This window comes from Stenotrophomonas sp. YJH_SMC_19 (genome assembly GCF_059367915.1).
Map to the genome: position 1 here is coordinate 113,059 of NZ_JCAFRI010000012.1, position 17,286 is coordinate 130,344.

A 17,286-nucleotide genomic window follows, 5' to 3' on the forward strand; every position below is an offset into this window, starting at 1 on the left:
CAAAAGTGTTGCGCTTCACGGCCGGCATCCGTAATATACGCGGCCTGCACCGACGCAATCGCGGACGTTCAGAAGCAAAAACGGGCGGTTAGCTCAGCGGTAGAGCACTACCTTGACATGGTAGGGGTCACAGGTTCGAACCCTGTACCGCCCACCACGAAGTCTCCGGAAGGAGGCTGTCGTGAACTGAAGAGCCCGGCCCTGGCGCCGGGTTTTTACGTAGCAGGGCCAGCTTTCGGGCGGCAGAAACAAGATGGGCGGTTAGCTCAGCGGTAGAGCACTACCTTGACATGGTAGGGGTCACAGGTTCGAACCCTGTACCGCCCACCACCTGGCTCCCGGCATTGCCGGTGCAGCGGTGGATCACGATGAAAGCCGGCCCTGGGCCGGCTTTTTCGTTTACGACGGTTGCCGGTACCGGTGCCGGTGCCGAGCGTCAGCGCTGGGCAACCCATTCGTCGATGCTGATCATGCGCTGCAGCCGCCAGTGCCCGTCCACGCGTTCCCAGACCTGCGCGAAACGTGCTGAACCGGCCTGATGCTGCTGGCCGCCTGCAGGCAGGCGCTGGTTGCCCACGCGCAGCACGCGGTCCTGGCGTAGCCGGTACAACTGCAGGGCCGTCGGCTCCGGTGTCTGGTCATGTGCCGGGGGCGCGCCCGCATGCCCGGTGTCGGCCTGCAGGATCTGGCTGCGCAGGGAGGCATCCCCGGCGTCGGCATCGCGGCCGAACAGGCCAGCGCACAACAGCAGCAGGGCAAGCATCGGCATGGCACGGTGCTCCGGAGAAGGGAGTCCAGCGTGGCACTGCCCCCTGCGCTGTGAAACCGGTATGCGACGAAAGCCGGAAAAGCGCCCGCCAAGTCGCTGCGGGAAGGATGAATCCGGGCCAGGAAGTGCCGGGCCGCGCTTCAAGGCGGCCCGGCGTGGTGGGCCACTGCGGGGTGGCCCGGTCATGGCCGCGGCGCTGGCTCAGCTCCGCGGCGGGTGTGGCAGGTCAGCGATGCCGACCCCATGCGCGCATCCGGTTACAGCGGATCGCAGCACAGCAGCTGGCCGTGCTTGCCCGCGTTGCCGAACGGGCATTGCGGGTGTGGTTCGCAGCCCGGTGCATATCCGGTCTTGGGCGAGACGGCGAAGGCCTGGCTGGCGCCGAAGGCCATGGCCGCGACAACGACGATACCGGCGACGGACGAAAGCACTTTCTTTCCGATCATGTGTATCTCCTTGGTTGGCGTTGTGGAGTTGCAGTTGCCGAAGGCACGGGAGTGCCGGTTGTGGCGCGAATGCGGTAACAGGGGGCCGCGACGCGATGCGCGGCACGCGGGATCAGGGCAGCGCCGGCTTCGGTGCGAGCGACGCGACGGCAGCCTGCACAACCTGGGCGTCGAGCTGGCCGACATGCTTGTAGGCAACGCGGCCATCGGCAGCCAGCACCATCAGCATCGGCGTGACGGTGGCGCGATAGCGCGTGGACGCGGCGGCTTCGTTGTCGATGGCGATCGGGAAGCGCAGTGCATGTTTGCCGGCGTAGTCCGCCAGCTGGTCGTATGGCGGCATGCCGACACCGACCAGTTCGCTGTTGCCGCGGGCCGCAGCGATCTGTTGCAGCTGCGGTACCGAGGCCAGGCAGTAGCGGCATGCGGTGGAGAAGAAATAGAGGATCTGCGGAACCTCGCGGGCACCGCCGATATCGACGAAGGTCTGCTGCGTGGTGCGCAGCGCCAGCGCATCCGGGCGACTGCCCAGTTCGAGGCCATGTGCTGCAAGACGCATGTCCTGCAGCTGCGTGGCCATCTGCTCATTGATCTGCCGCAGCTGGCGGTTCTGCCATCCGAGCGCGATGACCAGCACGGACAGCAGCAGGGCGACAACGGGGAACAGGACGCGCTTGAGCATCGATCATCCTTGAACACAGCGTTGGGTCGAACATACCCGAACTGGCGCGCAGGTTGTTAAGCGGATGTTCCCGGCACATCCTCCGACGGAGCGCATGTACTAGAGTTGTGCCCGCGCAGGCATGCGTGCATGCCCTCCACCCATCCCCAGGATCTTTCAACGATGAGCGATCATGTGCCGGTTTCCAGGCCCAATCCGTTCTTTGAAGTGCTGTTCGGCGGCAACATGCTGGAAGGTACGTTCAAGGCAGTGATCTGGGTCGCCCTGTTGTCCGCTGTGCTGGCCTGGACCACGTTCCGCTGAGCGGCTGCGCGGCTCTGCGGCAGCGTTGCGGCTGGCCGGTGCTCAGGCGCTGAAGGCCTGGCGCAGGCTGCGCAGGGTGGCCTGCCGGTGCTCTTTCGCGCTGGCCTCGCCCATCTCCAGTTCCTGCAGGCGCAGCCCGACCAGGGTCATCGAAAGCGCGTATCCCCGGGCCGCGTCGGCAACGCGCGACTGGCCGAGCGCGCGACGTGCAAGCGCGCTTACGTGCTCAAGGTCGGGCATCAGGCCAAGGTAGACGCGTTCGGCGCTGTCCAGATCGGGGGCTCGCAGGATCGCGTGTGCTTCGGAGGTGGGGGAGACGGAGGCCATGGGGAGTCCTTGTCCGTAGCGGGTGCTCGTTCAGAACGAGCGCATCAGGGAAATGAAGGCCGATGACTGAGTGCCGCGTCGTGCCATCGGGCTGTCCTTTACTGCATCGCCGAACCACTGGTTGGCGACCACGCCGGTCGCGCGCCACTTCGTGCCCAGCGGCGTGCTGACCGCGATCTGCAGGCTCGGTGATGTCGCGCTGCCCGGGTTGTAGGCGGCAAGTCCCGAGCGCAGCGCTTCCTCATCGCTGATGCCGTAGTAGTAATCCAGCAAGCGTGCGCTGGAGTGGACCACGCCGACCTTGGGCACCCAGGTAAAGCGACCAGCCTGGATCGGATAGCTGTAGTGCAGGCGCGACTCCATGCCACCTCCGTGCCCGGTGACCTCGCGCATCACGCTGGCCTCGACGATGCCCCAGTCGGCGCTGTATTCACCATTGATGCCGGCCATGGCGGATATCTGCCGGCTGTGCAGGCGGCGCAGCTGAGGATCGTTCACGTCGTCGGTCTTGAAGCGCAGCGTGTAGGGCGTGACCGCCGCCGACAGGCGCAGGCCCTCGCGCTTGTACAGGTACATGCCCAGCGAGCCCGGGCTGGCGAAGAAGCGCTGGCCCTGCCAGGCAATGGACGGGACCACCAGTGGCTTGACGTCGTAGTGCGCATACGCGCCCGAGGTCGCGCCAGCACTGATGCCGGCCTGTACGCCCGGGTTGCTGTCGGCGGCCTGCGCGAACACCGGCAGGCCAAAGGCAGCGGAGAACAGCAGCGGGCGCAGCAGGGTCGAGGGCAGTGGCGGCATCGGTCAACGACGTTGCGGAGGATGGCTGCGCATGATGGGGGAGCAACATTGTCAGAACATTGCGTCGGCGCATCCGCCAGGCCGAAGCGGAAAAAGTGGGCGCCAGGCACTATGATCGGCACCGTTTCCGGTAGCCGAGCCCCCGATGCGCATCCTCCTGGTCGAAGACGATCCTGACCTGTCCCGTGCCCTGCAATCGGGGCTGGAGCGGCAGGGCGTGGTCGCCGATGTGGTTGGTTGCCTGGCCGAAGCGGCCATCGCGCTGCGCGAACCGGTGCACCAGCTGATGCTGCTCGACCGCCAGTTGCCTGATGGCGATGGCGCTGGCTTCGTTGCCGTTGCGCGGGCCCTGCGTCCGAACCTGGCGGTGATCATGCTGACGGCCAAGGGCACGCTGTCGGACAAGGTCGAGGGCCTGGATGTCGGCGCCGATGACTATCTGGTCAAGCCGGTGGCGATCGAGGAACTGATGGCGCGCATCCGTGCGGTCTCGCGACGGCCCTCGGCAATGGTGACACCACGCTTGCGACTGGGCCGGCTGGAGTTCGATTTCGAATCGCTGCAGGCGCAGGTCGATGGCCAGCTGCTGGCGCTGCCCCGGCGCCAGGTGCTGGTGCTGCAGGCGCTGGCGATGCGGCAGGGGCGTACCGTCACCCGCAGTGCACTGGAGGCGGCGGTGTACGGCTTCGATGACGAGATCCAGTCCAATGCACTGGACGCGCATATCTCCAAGTTGCGCAAGGCGCTGCAACAGGCCGGGGCCGGCGTGGAGATCCATGTGATCCGCGGCGTCGGCTACCTGCTGGCGGAGGCCTGAGATGGCACGCCCGATCCGTTCCATCACCCTGGGCCTGGCCTGGCGCCTGTTCCTTGCGCAGGCGTTCACCGTGCTGTTCGCGGTGGTCGCGCTGATCCTGACCTGGGGTGACAAGGACTCCTGGGGCATGGACATGTTCACGGCCGAGGCGGTGGCCAAAGCCGTGCACAGCGAAGGCGGCCGGCTGGAACTGGACCAGGCGCGCTGGGACAAGCTCAATGCCGGGGCCGGCGGCAACCTCTGGTTCGCGGCGGTTGATGACAGGGGCACGTGGCTGGAGCGCGGCACGATTCCTGCGGTCCACGCGCCATTGCTGGCACGCTTGCCGACAGTGGGCGCCACCGAACTGGGTTCACTGGTGCCACCCTATCTGGACGTGGCGCGGGTGATGATCCGCAACGAGGATGGACGCCGCATCACGGTGATGGTCGGTGGTGCTCCAAAGGGTGGGTTGCTGGATGGCGCGCTGATGGTGCTGCGCCTGATCGGCCTGTGGTTCTTCCTGCCGTTGATCGTGGTCACGCTGCTGGTGATGCCGACGGTGATCCATCGCGCGATGCGCGGCGTGCGCCGCTCCGCGCAGCAGGCCAAGGAACTGGACATCGGCCAGCCGGGCGCGCGCCTGGATGCGCAGCTGGTGTCCACCGAGGTCGCACCACTGGTGGAAGCGTTCAACGATGCGATCGACAAGGTGCAGCAGGGCTATGCAGCGCGCGACAAGTTCCTCGCCGATGCCGCGCATGAGCTGCGCGTACCGATCGCGGTGGTGCAGGCGCGCCTGTCGCAGCTGCCGCAGGGTGAACTGAAATCGCAGTTGCTGACCGACGTCGCCCGCCTCGGCAACGTGGCTGAGCACCTGCTCGACCTGCAGCGTCTCGATCGCAATGTCGGCGCGCTGCAGCGGCTGGACCTGGCGTTGCTGGTGCGCGAGGCGGCCGCCGATCTGGCGCCGCTGGTGGTCGGCGCCGGTTATGGCTTCGAGGTGGATGCGCCGGAGTCGCCCGTGTGGATCCATGGCGACAGCCTGGCGCTGGGGCGGGTGATCGCCAACCTGGTGCACAACGCCATCGTCCATGGCGGCGGGCGCGGCACGATCTGCGTGCGCCTCGATGCACGCGGCCTGCTGGAGGTCAGCGACCAGGGCGCCGGCATTCCGGTCGGCGACCGCGAAGCGATCTTCGAGCCCTTCCACCGCCTGCGTGCAGCCGGCAGCGGCAGTGGCCTGGGCCTGCACCTGGTGAAGGAAATCGTGCAGCACCACGGTGGCTCGGTCAGCGTTGGCGAAGCGGCTGGCGGCGGCGCCAGCTTCAGAGTCAATTTCCACCGCGGTACCGTACGGCGCTGACAGGCGCACGGGGAAAGGCCCGATAGGCAGCCTGCGGCCTCCAGCGGCAGGCTGGGGAAATGGTTCCCGATCGATCCGCCCCGGCCCTGTTTGGCTTTGGCTGCGCTGCAGGCCTGGTGCTGGGGGCGCTGGCCTGCGTGCAGATGCCGATGTTGCTGCCGCTGTGGCTGAGTGTGCCGATGGCGATCGCCGGCGTCGGCGGCTGGCTGTTGCCCTGGCGCGGCCGTGCCTGGGCCGCGGCCCTGCTCGGCCTGGCCTGGGCAACGGTGCACGGGCACTGGGTCCTGCATGGCCAGCTGCCACCCGGCGCCCCACCGCAGGATGTGCAGGTGCGGGGCCGGGTTGCCGACCTTCCCCAGCAGGGGCCCGGCTACACGCGTTTCGTGCTGCATGTCGAAGATGCCGGCGCGCTGCCATCGCTGCGTGGCAAGCGCCTGCAGGTGACCTGGAACGATCCGCGGCGCGGATCGCCGGCGCACGAGGCGGAGGGCGGGCGCCATGCGGTTCGCGCAGGATCGCATTGGCAGTTGTCGTTGCGCGTGCGCGCGCCACGCTCGCGGATCAATCCCGGCGGCTTCGATGGCGAGCGCCACGCCGTGCTGCGGGGCATCTCCGGCAATGCCTCGGTGCGTGATCCGGCCCGTGCGCGGGAGTGGCTGCCGGCGCAGGGCCTGCAGGCCTGGCGGGAACGCAGCAGTGCGGCGATCGCCGTGCAGGTGGCACATCCTGCCGCGCGGTTCGTGCAGGCGCTGGCACTGGGCGATACCCGTGGCCTGTCCGATGCCGACTGGGAACACCTGCGCGCGCTGGGCCTGACCCATCTGGTCGCCATCTCCGGTTTCCACGTGGGCGTGGTGGCTGGCTTCGGTGTACTGCTGTGCCGCTTGTGGTGGTGGCTGTGCCCGCTGCTGGGACGGTACTGGCCACGGCCGCAGGCCGCCGCATGGGGAGCGGCGCTGGCCGCAGCCACCTATGCCATGGCGGCGGGTGGTGCGCTGCCGACGGTGCGCGCGGCGCTGATGATCGGGCTGGTTGCACTGGCCAGGGCCGGGCGTCGCCCGGTGGGCGCAGGGCAGGGGCTGGCGTTGGCCGCGATGGTGATGCTGTTGCCTGCGCCGCTGTCGGTGCTCTCGGCTGGATTCTGGCTGAGCTTCGGTGGCGTGCTGTGGCTGCTCTGGTGCCTGCCGAGGACGGGGCCGGAGGGAATCGGTGGCGGGCTGCGCGGGTTCCTTGCCGCGCAGGGTGTTGCCAGCCTTGGGCTGCTGCCGCTGTGCATCGCCTTGTTCGGCGGGACCGCGCGGCTGGGGCCGCTGGTCAACCTGCCGGTCATCCCGTGGTGGACAATGCTGGTTGTTCCGCTGTCGCTGCTCGGTACCGGCCTGCACGTGCTGCATGACGGCGCGGGGCGTTGGGCCTGGCGTGCCGCGGCCTGGCTGTTCGAGCTCAGCTGGGGGGCCCTGCAGCCGTTGGCGCTGCATCCGCAGGCGATGTGGTGGCTGGCCGAGGCGGCGCGCTGGGCGCTACCCGTGGCCTTGCTGGGCGTGTTCTGGTGGCTGCTGCCGCGCGGCGCCGGCGGTGGCCTGGCGGGCCTGCTGCTGTGCCTGCCGCTGCTGTGGCCGGCCCGGCATGCACCGGCTGCGGGGGAACTGGAGCTGCTGGTGCACGATGTCGGCCAGGGCACGGCGGTGCTGGTGCGCACGGCGCGGCACGCGCTCTGGTACGACGTGGGGCCGCCGACTGGCGGCGAGGGCAACGAACGCATCCTGGTCCCGGCCCTGCGCGCGCTCGGCCAGGGGCCGCCCCGGCAGGTGATGCTCAGCCATGACCACCTGGATCACACCGGCAGCCTGCCCAGCCTGCGACGGCAGTTGCCCGGGCTGCAGCTGCTGGCGCCACCGGGCAGCACCATCGGCGGCGCCACGCCCTGCCAGCAGGGGATGCGCTGGGAGTGGGACGGGGTTGATTTCCAGGTCCTGCACCCGGCGCCGGGCAGCCGGCAAGCCGAAAACGAGGACAGCTGCGTGCTGCGCATCGCCAGCCGTCACGGCGTGGTCCTGCTGCCGGGTGACATCGGTCGACCGGCCGAGGGGGCGCTGCTGCAGGCGTACCCGCACGCGCTGAGGGCGGACGTGGTACTGGTGCCGCACCATGGCAGCGGCGGCAGCTCCAGTGCGCCGTGGGTTGCGGCGGTGGCGCCGCGGCTGGCGGTGGTCTCGGCCGGGCACCGGAACCGCTTCGGCCACCCGCGCCAGGAGGTGGTCCAGCGCTGGCAGGCGCAAGGCGCGGAGGTGCTGGCCACGGCCGACTCCGGGGCGATCCGCGTATGGCTTGGCGCACAAGGCCTGCAGCTGCGTGAACAGCGCATCCATGCATCCCGGTGGTGGGATGCCGCTGGGCGGGCGCGGTCGGCTGCTATCCTATCGCCGATCGAACAAGCGGCCGTTGGGCCGGAGGGTTGAAACGTGTGGGAACTGGTCAAGGCCGGTGGCTGGCCGATGGTGCCGCTGCTGCTGTTGGGCGTACTGGCTTTGGCGATCATCCTGGAGCGTTTCTGGTCCCTTCGGCGGACTGAAGTGCTGCCGCCCGGCCTCGGCCAGGAAGTGCGCAACTGGGCCGCTCGCGGCAAGCTCGACCCGGCCCACCTGCAGACTCTGCGGGCGAACTCGCCGCTGGGCGCGCTGCTGGCTGCCGCACTGGAAGCCCGCAACCGCCCGCGCGACCAGATCCGCGAGCGCATCGAAGACACCGGCCGCCACCTGGTGCACCGCATGGAGCGATTCCTGAACGCACTGGGCACCATTGCCTCGGCCGGCCCGCTGCTGGGCCTGCTCGGCACGGTGATCGGCATGATCCAGATGTTCCTGGGCATCCTCGACCACGGCGTGGGCGACGTGAACCAGCTGGCCGGCGGCATCGGCAAGGCGCTGGTGTGCACCGCCACCGGCATGATCGTGGCGATTCCGGCGCTGATGTTCCATCGCTACTTCAAGGGCCGCATCCACGGCTACGTGGTGGAGATGGAGCAGGAAGCCAGCGCCCTGCTGGATACGCTCGACGGCCGCCCCGGGGTGATGAACCCGGCCCCGGCCGCGCGCCAGTCCGGCGCCGCCACGGCGAAGGCCTGATCGATGCGTATCGGCAACGACCGATCCCAGGATGAGCCGCATATCGACCTGGTGCCGCTGATCGACGTCATCCTGGTGCTGATCATCTTCTTCGTGGTCACCACCACCTTCGACGCGCGTTCGACGCTGCAGGTGCAGTTGCCGACCGCCAGCCAGCAGCAGACCAACGAGCCGCCGCGCTCGCTCAGCGTGCTGATCAACGCCGAAGGCCGTTACTTCATCAACGACCAGGAAGTGCTGCGCAGCGACGTAGAGTCGGTCAAGCAGACCATCGCCGCCGTGGCCGGCAGCGATCGCGAGCAGACCGTGCTGCTGCGTGCCGACGCACGCACTCCCTACCAGGCCGTGGTGACCGCGCAGGACGCGCTGGGTCAGCTCGGCTTCCGCCGTATTGCCATTGCAACAGCACCCGAGGTGCGTCCATGAGTTCCAATCACGCGCCGGTGTGGCCGATCTACAAACGTCTGCTGGGGTACACCCGCGCCTACTGGGTGTTCATGGTGGCCGCGGTCATCGCCATGGTGGTCGAAGCCCTGGCGGGCTACCACTTCACCAAGTTGATGGAGCCGCTGGTCAACCGCGGTTTCGTCAACCCGGAACCGCGCATGGCGGTGATCCTGCCGCTGACCATCCTGGGCCTGTTCCTGATGCGCAGCGTCGCCACCTGGGTGAGCGACTACGCGCTGGCCAAGACCGGCCGCAGCGTGGTGCGCGACCTGCGCGAACAGGTGCTGGCCAAGTACCTGCACCTGCCGTCCTCGCATTTTGATACCGAAGCGACGCCGGTGATGGTCAGCCGCCTGAACTTCGATACCGAACAGGTCACCCAGGCCAGTGCCGACGCACTCAAGACCGTGGTGGCCGACACCCTGACCATCATCGCCATGCTGGCGGTAATGCTGCAGATGAGCGTGAAGGTCACCGTGGCGATGCTGGTGGTGGTACCGCTGATCGGCGTGATCGTGTCCTACGTGGGCAAGCGCTACCGCCGCATCAGCCGTGGCATCCAGGATGGCATGGGTTCGATGGCGCAGACCGCCGAACAGTCGCTGGCGGCGCAGCAGGAAGTGAAGGTGCACGGCACCCAGCAGCATGAGATCTCGCGCTACTCGCGCCTGGCCAACCGCATGCTGTCGCTGAACATGAAGGTGGAAGTCACCCGTGCTGCCGCCTCCAGCGTGGTGCAGTTCCTGGCCGCGCTGGCGCTGGCGGTGATTGTCTGGGTGTCGACGCGTGAAGCGCTGGCCGGTCGCCTCAACGCCGGCCAGTTCATGGGCCTGATGACCTCGATGATGGCCATCATTCCTTCGCTGCGCCGCCTGACCAGCGTGCAGACCTCGATCTCGCGCGGCGTGGCCGCCGCAGAGCGCCTGTTCGGCATCCTCGACATGCAGGTCGAGCGTGACGAGGGCCGCAACAGCGTGCAGCGCGTACGCGGCGAACTGGCCTTCGACCACGTCATGCTGCGCTACCGCGAGGACAGCGGCATTGCCCTGGACGACATCAGTTTCGTTGCCAAGCCCGGCACGGTCACCGCCATCGTGGGTCGTTCCGGCAGTGGCAAGACCAGCCTGATCCGGCTGGTGCCGCGCTTCTATGAGCCCAGCGGTGGTGTGATCACCCTCGATGGCGTCGCGCTGGATGACTATCCGTTGGCCGACCTGCGTCGGCAGGTGGCGATGGTCGGGCAGAAGGTCATGCTGTTCGATGACACCATCGCGGCCAACATCGCCTATGGCATGGAAGCGAGCGAGGAACAGATCCGTGCGGCGGCCGAAGCGGCCAATGCGTGGGAGTTCATCGCGCGCATGCCGCAGCAGCTGCAGACCCCGGTCGGCGAGAACGGCGCGCTGCTGTCCGGCGGCCAGCGCCAGCGCCTGGCGATCGCCCGCGCGATCCTGCGTGACGCGCCGATCCTGATCCTCGACGAAGCCACTGCCGCGCTGGACAACGAATCCGAGCGACTGGTGCAGGATGCGCTGCAGCGCCTGATGCCCGAACGCACCACGCTGGTCATCGCGCACCGCCTGTCGACCATCGAGCATGCCGATCAGGTGCTGGTGATGGACCACGGCCGCATCGTTGAACGGGGTACCCACAAGGAGCTGCTTGCCATGGGTGGCCTGTACCAGCATCTGCACAGCATGCAGTTCCGCGAAAGGCAGGACTGATGGCTGGCAAGGGTACCCAGACCCCGCCGTACTGGTACGACGGCAGCCCGGTTCCGTGGGCGATGCGCCTGCTGGCGCCGCTGTATGCCGGCGTCACCGCGCTGCGCCGCCGTGCCTACCGGCGCGGATGGCGCAAGCGCTACGCGCTGCCGGTGCCGGTCATCGTGGTTGGCAACATCACCGCCGGCGGCACCGGCAAGACGCCGCTGACCATCGCCCTGGTCGAGCGCCTGCGTGGGGCCGGCTGGAAGCCGGGCGTCGCCAGCCGTGGCTATGGCCGTGAAGACGCTGACAAGCCGCTGTGGGTGCAGGCCGACACGCCGACCGCCAAGGGCGGTGACGAACCGGTGCTGATCGCCTGGAAGACCGGCGTGCCGGTGCGCGTGGACGCCGACCGCGTGGCCGCAGGCAGGGCACTGATCCAGGCCGGCTGCGATGTGATCGTCTGCGATGACGGCCTGCAGCACTACCGGCTGGCGCGCGACATCGAGATCGAAGTGGTCGATGCCCAGCGGCGCTACGGCAACGGCCGGATGATTCCCGCCGGACCGCTGCGCGAGCCGGTCAGCCGTGCCGGCGAATGCGATTTCCGCGTGGTCAACCTGGGCCAGGCCGATGAGGAAAGCGCGGCACAGGCCTGCGGTTTCGGCCAGTGGCCGATGGCCCTGCACATCGACAGTGCGCAGCCGCTGGCCGGTGGCCGCGCGCGCCCGTTGTCGTACTTCAAGGGCCAGCGTGTTCATGCGGTGGCCGGCATCGCCCATCCGCAGCGCTTCTTCGACATGCTGCGCGCGCGTGGCATCGGCGTGGTGCCGCACGCCTTTGCCGACCACCAGGCCTACCAGCCGCAGGACCTGTCCTTCGGCAGCCAGCTGCCGGTGCTGATGACCGAGAAGGATGCGGTGAAATGCCGCGCGTTCGGCAACGATTGGCATTACGCGGTGCCGTTGCGTGCCGAGCTGCCTGCCGCGTTCTGGGTGGCGCTGACCGACCGCCTGGACAAGCTGCGACCGAACTGAGCGGCGTGGCGGCGCTTGCATTCACGCGCCGCCGGCCGCATCCCCGTTGTAACGAGCCTGCCGAGTATCGCCCCATGACCGAATTCGTCGTCGCCATTCCGGCCCGCTATGCCGCCTCGCGGCTGCCGGGCAAGCCGCTGCGCCTGCTGGGTGGTGAGCCGCTGGTGCTGCACGTGGCGCGCCGCGCGCTGCAGGCCGGCGCTGGCGAGGTCTGGGTCGCTACCGACGATCAACGCATCGCCGACGCGCTGTCCGGGCTGGCCGAGGTGAAGGTGGCCATGACCGCCACCTCGCATGCCTCCGGTACCGACCGCCTGGCCGAGTGCGCGCGCATCGCCGGCTGGGCCGACGACACCGTGGTGGTCAACCTGCAGGGTGATGAACCGTTCGCGCCGGCTGCGGGTATCCGTGCGGTGGCCCAGGCGCTGGCTGAAGGCAATGCACCGATGTCGACCCTGGCGACCGCCGTGGAGGATGCAGAAACCCTGTTCGATCCGAACGTGGTCAAGCTGGTGCGCAACGTGCGCAACGAGGCGATGTACTTCAGCCGCGCGCCGATTGCCTGGCACCGCGATGGCTTCGCGCGCAGCCGCGAGGTGCTGCCGGAAGGGCATGCCTGGCTGCGCCACATCGGCATCTACGGCTACCGCGCCGGTTTCCTGCAGCAGTTCGCGGCGATGCCCCCGGGTCGGCTGGAGCAGGTTGAATCGCTGGAGCAGCTGCGCGTGCTCGAGGCCGGCTACCCGATCAGCGTGGCGATCTCGCCTGAACCATTCCCGGCGGGCATCGACACGCCCGAGGATCTGGAACGCGCCGAAGCACTGCTGCAGACGTTGGCTGCCCGATGAGGCTGCTGGTCGTCTGCCTCGGCAACATCTGCCGTTCGCCGATGGCCGAAGGTGCGCTTCGCGCACGCCTGGACGCTTCACCGCTGGCGGGGCGGGTGCAGGTGGATTCGGCCGGCACCGGCGACTGGCATGTGGGCGAGCCGCCGGACCGGCGTGCGATCGCCTGCGCGGCCGGGCACGGCGTGGACATCGGCGGCCTGCGTGCGCGCCAGCTGCACGCCGCTGATTTCGACCGCTTCGACTGGATCCTGTGCGCCGACGAGGCGAACCTGCGGGACGCGGGACGCTTGGTGGCACCCGCCCAGCGTGAGCGGCTGGCGCTGTACCTGCCCTGGTCGGGCGGGGAGGGGCAGGCGGCCATCCCGGATCCCTACACCGGCGGCAGCGATCACTTCGAACAGGTCTGGACGCTGGTCGACAATGCTGCAAAACGTGCAGTGGCACGACTGTTGCATGACGCCGACTCCGGCATAATCGGGCCATGAACGTCCAGCCCGTCCCGGACCTGCCCGAGTTCGCCACCTGGCTCAATGCCGCCCCCTGTACCCTGACCGAACTGCGCGGTCGGCCGGTGGCGCTGTTGTTCGTCAACGCCGCTTCTGCCTGGAGCGCGCAGCGCCTGGCCGAATTCAGTCAATGGCTGTCGCGTCACCCTGGCATGCTGCAGCCGCTGGTCCTGCAGGTACCCCGCTTCGATTTCGAGCGTGACGCCGGCGCCGCACTCAAACTGCTGCGCCGCCAGGGGCTGTCAATGCCGGTCCTGCTCGATGCCGACTGGGATGGCTGGCGTCGCTTCGGCATCACATCGTGGCCGACCGTGGTGCTGCTGGACGCGCAGGGTCGCGAGCAGCAACGGCTGGTCGGGCTGGGGGCTCCGGGAGATCTTGAGCGTGCGTTGAATGCGCTGTGCCACGGCGCGCCGTCGGCACCGCCGCGCGGCGGTACCGAGCTGCATCCGGAGCCGCGGCAGGCCCTGCGTTTTCCGCTGGGCCTGGCGGTCAGCACCGAACGCCTGTACATCGCCGACAGTGGGCATCACCGCATCCTCGAATGCAGCCACGGCGGCCGCATCCTGCGTCAGTTCGGGCTGGGGACGGCCGATTTCATGGACGGCAACCTCGCCGAAGCGGCGTTCCATCGCCCGCAGGCGCTGGTGCTTGAGCGCGACGCACTGTACGTGGCCGACACCGGCAACCATGCCGTGCGCCGCATCAACCTGCTGACCGGCATCGTCGACACGCTGTGCGGCAATGGCCGCCCCGGTGCGCCGGTGGAGGGCCCGGTAGCACAGGCGCGGCAGGTCTCGCTGGACCACCCGGTCGGCCTCGCCATCGCCGATAACCAGCTGCACATCGCCATGGCCGGCGACAACCGTATCTGGAGCTACCACCTGGGTCAGCGCAGCCTGCAATGGCGTGCCGGCAGCGGTGCCATCGACGAGCGTGACGGCAGCGGCCATCTGGCCGCGTTTGCTCAACCGACTGCACTGGCCGTGGTGCAGCAGGTGCTGTACGTGGCCGATGCGCTGGGCTCCTCGATCCGTGCACTGCAGCTGCGCGGGGATCTGGTGCAGACGCTGGTCGGGCAGGGCCCCTGGCGTTTCGGTGACGAAGATGGCCCGCGCGCGCAGGCCAGCCTGCAGTTCCCACAGGCGATCGCGCTGAGTCCGGATGCGCCGCTGCTATGGATTGCCGATACCGGCAATGGCCGCCTGCGCACGCTGCGTCTGGGCGGTGGCGAACTGACCACCCAGCCGCTGCCGCGCCGCCTGCACGGCCCGGCCGGGTTGGCCGTGGGTGCCGGTGCGGTGTGGATCGCCGAGACCGACGCCCACGCCATACTGCGATTCGACCCCGAAAGCGGCGTGCTCAGCGAAGTGCCGATCAGCGAATGACCGACGTTCCCGCCCCGGCCTTCGACGGCAAGGCCTTCGCGGCCCAGCTCAGTACCGCCCCCGGTGTGTACCGGATGTACGCGGCCGACGACACCCTGCTGTATGTCGGCAAGGCACGTGCGCTGCGCAACCGTGTCGGCAGCTATTTCAACGGCAGCCCGAAGAATGCGCGGATCATGTCGATGATCTCGCAGATCGTGCGCATGGACGTGACGGTGACGCGCTCGGAAGCCGAGGCGCTGCTGCTGGAAAACCAGCTGATCAAGTCGCTGTCGCCGCGTTACAACGTCTCGCTGCGCGACGACAAGACCTATCCGCATGTGCTGCTGACCCGCGAGGACTGGCCGCGCATCGCGCTGCATCGCGGCCCGCGCGCCATTCCCGGCCGCTACTTCGGGCCGTATCCCGGCGTCACTGCGGTGCGCGAAACGCTGAACCTGATGCACAAGCTGTTCAAGCTGCGCAGCTGCGAGGACAGCGTGTTCCGCAACCGCTCGCGGCCGTGCCTGCAGTACCAGATCGGCCGCTGCAGCGCGCCCTGCGTGGAGCTGGTGGCGCCTGCCGAGTACGCCGAATCGGTGCGTCGCGCTGCATTGTTCCTGGAAGGCAAGAGCGACGAACTGACCCGCGAGCTGGGCGAGCAGATGCAGGCCGCCAGCGAGGCACTGGAATTCGAGCAGGCCGCGCGCCTGCGTGACCTGATTTCCTCGCTGCGCAGCATGCAGACCCGCCAGTACGTGGATGGCCGTGCTGCCGACCTGGACGTGCTGGCGGTGGCCATGCAGGGCTCGCAGGCCTGCGTGCTGCTGCTGGCCTTCCGTGATGGCCGCAACCTCGGCACCCGCCCGTTCTTCCCGCGCACCAATGGTGAAGAAAGCCCGGAGGAAGTGCTGGCCGCGTTTGTCTCGCAGTACTACATCGAATTCGAGCCACCGCGCGAGATCCTGCTGGACCGCGAGATCCCCGATGCCGACCTGCTGGTCGCCGCGCTGTCGGCCTCGGCCGAGCGCAAGGTGCAGCTGAAGTGGAACGTGCGCGGCGAGCGCGCCGGCTACGTGGAACTGGCCAGCCGCAACGCGCAGCTGACCCTGGCCACCGAACTCAACAGCCGCAACGCGCAGCATGCGCGCAGCGACGCACTGCGCGAGATGCTGGGCCTGGCCGAGCCGGTCAAGCGGGTCGAGTGTTTCGATATCAGCCACACCCTGGGCGAGGCTACCGTGGCCTCGTGCGTGGTGTTCGACGCTGCCGGTCCGGTGCGCGCGCAGTATCGCCGCTTCAACATCAGCGGCATCGAGCCAGGCGATGACTACGCCGCCATGCGCCAGGCCATCGACCGCCGTTTCCGCCGTGCGGTGGAAGAGCAGGGCGTGCTGCCGGACGTGCTGCTGATCGACGGCGGCGCCGGGCAGCTGGCGCAGGCGCAGGCCGCACTGGCCGACCTGGGCGTGGAAGGTGTGCTGCTGGTGGGCGTGGCCAAGGGCGTGGAGCGGCGCGCTGGGCATGAAGCGCTGGTGATGCCCGACGGCCGCGAGCTGCGCCCCGGCGCCGCCAACCCGGCGCTGCAGTTCATCCAGCAGGTGCGCGACGAGGCGCACCGCTTCGCCATCACCGGCCACCGCGGCCGCCGGCAGAAGGCGCGGATGACCAGCAAGCTGGAGGACATTCCCGGTATCGGGCCGCGCCGCCGCGCCAGCCTGCTCAAGCATTTCGGCGGCCTGGTGGGCCTGAAAGCCGCTGGCGAAGCGGAAATCGCCAAGGTGGAAGGCATCAATGACGCCCTCGCGGCACGTATCTACGCTAACCTGCACGGGTTGGCCACGCCTGATGCGGCCGAGTAGAGAGAGAAGCACGCAAGCATGAAGTTGACCCTGCCCACCTGGCTGACGTTGTTGCGGATCGTGATGATCCCGGTGCTGGTGCTGGTGTTCTACCTGCCCTACACCTGGACCAACTTCGCTTCGGCGGCGATCTTCGGCCTGGCCGCGATCACCGACTGGCTCGACGGCTGGATTGCTCGCCGTTACCAGCTGGAGTCGGCCTTCGGCGCCTTCCTCGACCCGGTCGCGGACAAGCTGATGGTGGCAGTGGCACTGTTCCTGATCGTGCAGGGCCATCCGACGCCGTGGATGGCGTTCTGGGCGGCGGTCATCGTCGGCCGTGAGATCGCGGTATCGGCGCTGCGCGAATGGATGGCCGAGCTGGGCCAGCGTGCGAAGGTGCGCGTGGCGATGATCGGCAAGATCAAGACCACCGCGCAGATGGTCGCGCTGCTGTGCCTGCTGTACTCGGTGGCCCCGAACGTGCCGGTGGAAGACATCTGGATGGGCTGGCCGGTGTTCCACATCGGTGACTGGACTTTGGCGATTGCTGCGGTACTGACCCTGTGGTCGGGCCTGCAGTACCTGCACGCTGCCTGGCCCAGCCTGCGCGATGACGAGCGCGCGGCGCGCGAGCGTGCGCGGCAGAAGAAGCTGGGCAACTGAGCCCGGGGTCGGATCCCTTTCCGCAGGAAAGGGCTCTGACCCCACGGTTGCTGCCATCCACGCATGGCGTGGATCTTATCTCTTGCCAATCTGGCACCTTGGGTGCCGAGAGCCTGGCGTGGGCGACCGTGTGGATCCAGGTCTTGCGACCGAGAAGTAGCTTGGGTCCCCACGCCGGATTCTCCCTGAACCGCCCGAACAGTTGGTTGAGTTGGCGCTCGAACTGATAAGACTGGGCAAGCGGGGAGAGCTCTCG

At 68.4% G+C, this 17,286-nt stretch carries 18 protein-coding genes and 2 tRNA genes; 15 read left to right on the plus strand and 5 right to left on the minus strand.

The genetic code is table 11. From position 1 onward, the window contains the following. Nucleotides 1-82: 82 nt before the first annotated feature. Both AC5P5R_RS13685 and AC5P5R_RS13690 read left to right on the plus strand, forming a co-directional pair. Nucleotides 83-157, plus strand: a tRNA-Val gene (locus tag AC5P5R_RS13685). Nucleotides 158-255: 98 nt separating this feature from the next. Next, a tRNA-Val gene (locus tag AC5P5R_RS13690) sits at nucleotides 256-330 on the plus strand. Between the two features lie 106 nt (nucleotides 331-436). On the opposite strand, the gene AC5P5R_RS13695 is transcribed toward AC5P5R_RS13690, so the two are convergent. The 3 genes from AC5P5R_RS13695 to AC5P5R_RS13705 form a co-directional block, all read right to left on the minus strand. After that, nucleotides 437-769 (minus strand): hypothetical protein, encoded by a 333-nt coding sequence (locus AC5P5R_RS13695; protein ID WP_043034366.1) that lies wholly within the window; start codon nucleotides 767-769, stop codon nucleotides 437-439. Between the two features lie 257 nt (nucleotides 770-1,026). Next, nucleotides 1,027-1,215, minus strand: a complete 189-nt coding sequence (locus tag AC5P5R_RS13700; protein ID WP_005408865.1) for a hypothetical protein — start codon at nucleotides 1,213-1,215, stop codon at nucleotides 1,027-1,029. 112 nt (nucleotides 1,216-1,327) lie between these two features. After that, entirely contained in the window at nucleotides 1,328-1,897 is a 570-nt protein-coding gene (locus AC5P5R_RS13705; protein ID WP_005408866.1) for a TlpA family protein disulfide reductase, read from the minus strand. Between the two features lie 162 nt (nucleotides 1,898-2,059). Here AC5P5R_RS13705 and AC5P5R_RS13710 point away from each other — a divergent pair, with 162 nt between their 5' ends. Continuing rightward, a complete protein-coding gene (locus tag AC5P5R_RS13710) occupies nucleotides 2,060-2,200 on the plus strand; it encodes a hypothetical protein (RefSeq protein ID WP_164281623.1) in 141 nt (46 codons plus the stop codon). 42 nt (nucleotides 2,201-2,242) lie between these two features. Here AC5P5R_RS13710 and AC5P5R_RS13715 read toward each other — a convergent pair whose 3' ends face one another. Together AC5P5R_RS13715 and AC5P5R_RS13720 are read right to left on the minus strand one after the other, a co-directional pair. Further along, complete coding sequence (locus AC5P5R_RS13715; RefSeq protein ID WP_005408868.1) at nucleotides 2,243-2,527, minus strand: hypothetical protein; 285 nt, start codon at nucleotides 2,525-2,527, stop codon at nucleotides 2,243-2,245. Nucleotides 2,528-2,557: 30 nt separating this feature from the next. Next, nucleotides 2,558-3,325, minus strand: a complete 768-nt coding sequence (locus AC5P5R_RS13720) for a MipA/OmpV family protein (protein WP_495226390.1) — start codon at nucleotides 3,323-3,325, stop codon at nucleotides 2,558-2,560. 145 nt (nucleotides 3,326-3,470) lie between these two features. Between AC5P5R_RS13720 and AC5P5R_RS13725 the strand changes: the two genes are divergently transcribed. The 12 genes from AC5P5R_RS13725 (at nucleotide 3,471) to pgsA (ending at nucleotide 17,030) form a co-directional block, all read left to right on the plus strand. Further along, nucleotides 3,471-4,142, plus strand: coding sequence for a response regulator transcription factor (locus AC5P5R_RS13725; RefSeq protein ID WP_005408870.1), 672 nt, complete (start codon nucleotides 3,471-3,473; stop codon nucleotides 4,140-4,142). Between the two features lies 1 nt (nucleotide 4,143). Continuing rightward, nucleotides 4,144-5,487: a sensor histidine kinase gene (locus AC5P5R_RS13730; RefSeq protein ID WP_005408871.1), complete on the plus strand. Its 1,344-nt coding sequence runs from the start codon at nucleotides 4,144-4,146 to the stop codon at nucleotides 5,485-5,487. Between the two features lie 59 nt (nucleotides 5,488-5,546). Next, nucleotides 5,547-7,946 (plus strand): DNA internalization-related competence protein ComEC/Rec2, encoded by a 2,400-nt coding sequence (locus tag AC5P5R_RS13735; protein ID WP_062607578.1) that lies wholly within the window; start codon nucleotides 5,547-5,549, stop codon nucleotides 7,944-7,946. Nucleotides 7,947-7,949: 3 nt separating this feature from the next. Then, nucleotides 7,950-8,612, plus strand: coding sequence for a MotA/TolQ/ExbB proton channel family protein (locus AC5P5R_RS13740; RefSeq protein ID WP_005412819.1), 663 nt, complete (start codon nucleotides 7,950-7,952; stop codon nucleotides 8,610-8,612). A gap of 3 nt (nucleotides 8,613-8,615) precedes the next feature. After that, entirely contained in the window at nucleotides 8,616-9,038 is a 423-nt protein-coding gene (locus tag AC5P5R_RS13745; protein ID WP_004152323.1) for an ExbD/TolR family protein, read from the plus strand. Beyond that, nucleotides 9,035-10,783 (plus strand): lipid A export permease/ATP-binding protein MsbA, encoded by a 1,749-nt coding sequence (gene msbA, locus AC5P5R_RS13750; RefSeq protein ID WP_005412820.1) that lies wholly within the window; start codon nucleotides 9,035-9,037, stop codon nucleotides 10,781-10,783. The genes AC5P5R_RS13745 and msbA overlap by 4 nt, the downstream gene beginning before the upstream one ends. Further along, entirely contained in the window at nucleotides 10,783-11,802 is a 1,020-nt protein-coding gene (gene lpxK / locus AC5P5R_RS13755; RefSeq protein ID WP_060380511.1) for a tetraacyldisaccharide 4'-kinase, read from the plus strand. Before msbA ends, lpxK begins: the two co-directional genes overlap by 1 nt. 74 nt (nucleotides 11,803-11,876) lie before the next feature. Next, nucleotides 11,877-12,650: a 3-deoxy-manno-octulosonate cytidylyltransferase gene (gene kdsB, locus AC5P5R_RS13760; protein ID WP_100438052.1), complete on the plus strand. Its 774-nt coding sequence runs from the start codon at nucleotides 11,877-11,879 to the stop codon at nucleotides 12,648-12,650. After that, on the plus strand, nucleotides 12,647-13,135 hold the full coding sequence (locus tag AC5P5R_RS13765; RefSeq protein ID WP_043034362.1) for a low molecular weight protein-tyrosine-phosphatase: 489 nt from the start codon (nucleotides 12,647-12,649) through the stop codon (nucleotides 13,133-13,135). The genes kdsB and AC5P5R_RS13765 overlap by 4 nt, the downstream gene beginning before the upstream one ends. Then, nucleotides 13,132-14,544, plus strand: coding sequence for a hypothetical protein (locus tag AC5P5R_RS13770; RefSeq protein WP_012479687.1), 1,413 nt, complete (start codon nucleotides 13,132-13,134; stop codon nucleotides 14,542-14,544). Before AC5P5R_RS13765 ends, AC5P5R_RS13770 begins: the two co-directional genes overlap by 4 nt. Continuing rightward, nucleotides 14,541-16,385 carry an excinuclease ABC subunit UvrC gene (uvrC, locus tag AC5P5R_RS13775; protein ID WP_005408879.1) on the plus strand — a complete coding sequence of 615 codons (1,845 nt, stop codon included), beginning with the start codon at nucleotides 14,541-14,543 and terminating at the stop codon, nucleotides 16,383-16,385. The genes AC5P5R_RS13770 and uvrC overlap by 4 nt, the downstream gene beginning before the upstream one ends. 18 nt (nucleotides 16,386-16,403) lie before the next feature. After that, nucleotides 16,404-17,030 (plus strand): CDP-diacylglycerol--glycerol-3-phosphate 3-phosphatidyltransferase, encoded by a 627-nt coding sequence (pgsA, locus tag AC5P5R_RS13780; RefSeq protein WP_005412825.1) that lies wholly within the window; start codon nucleotides 16,404-16,406, stop codon nucleotides 17,028-17,030. Nucleotides 17,031-17,286: the final 256 nt, after the last annotated feature.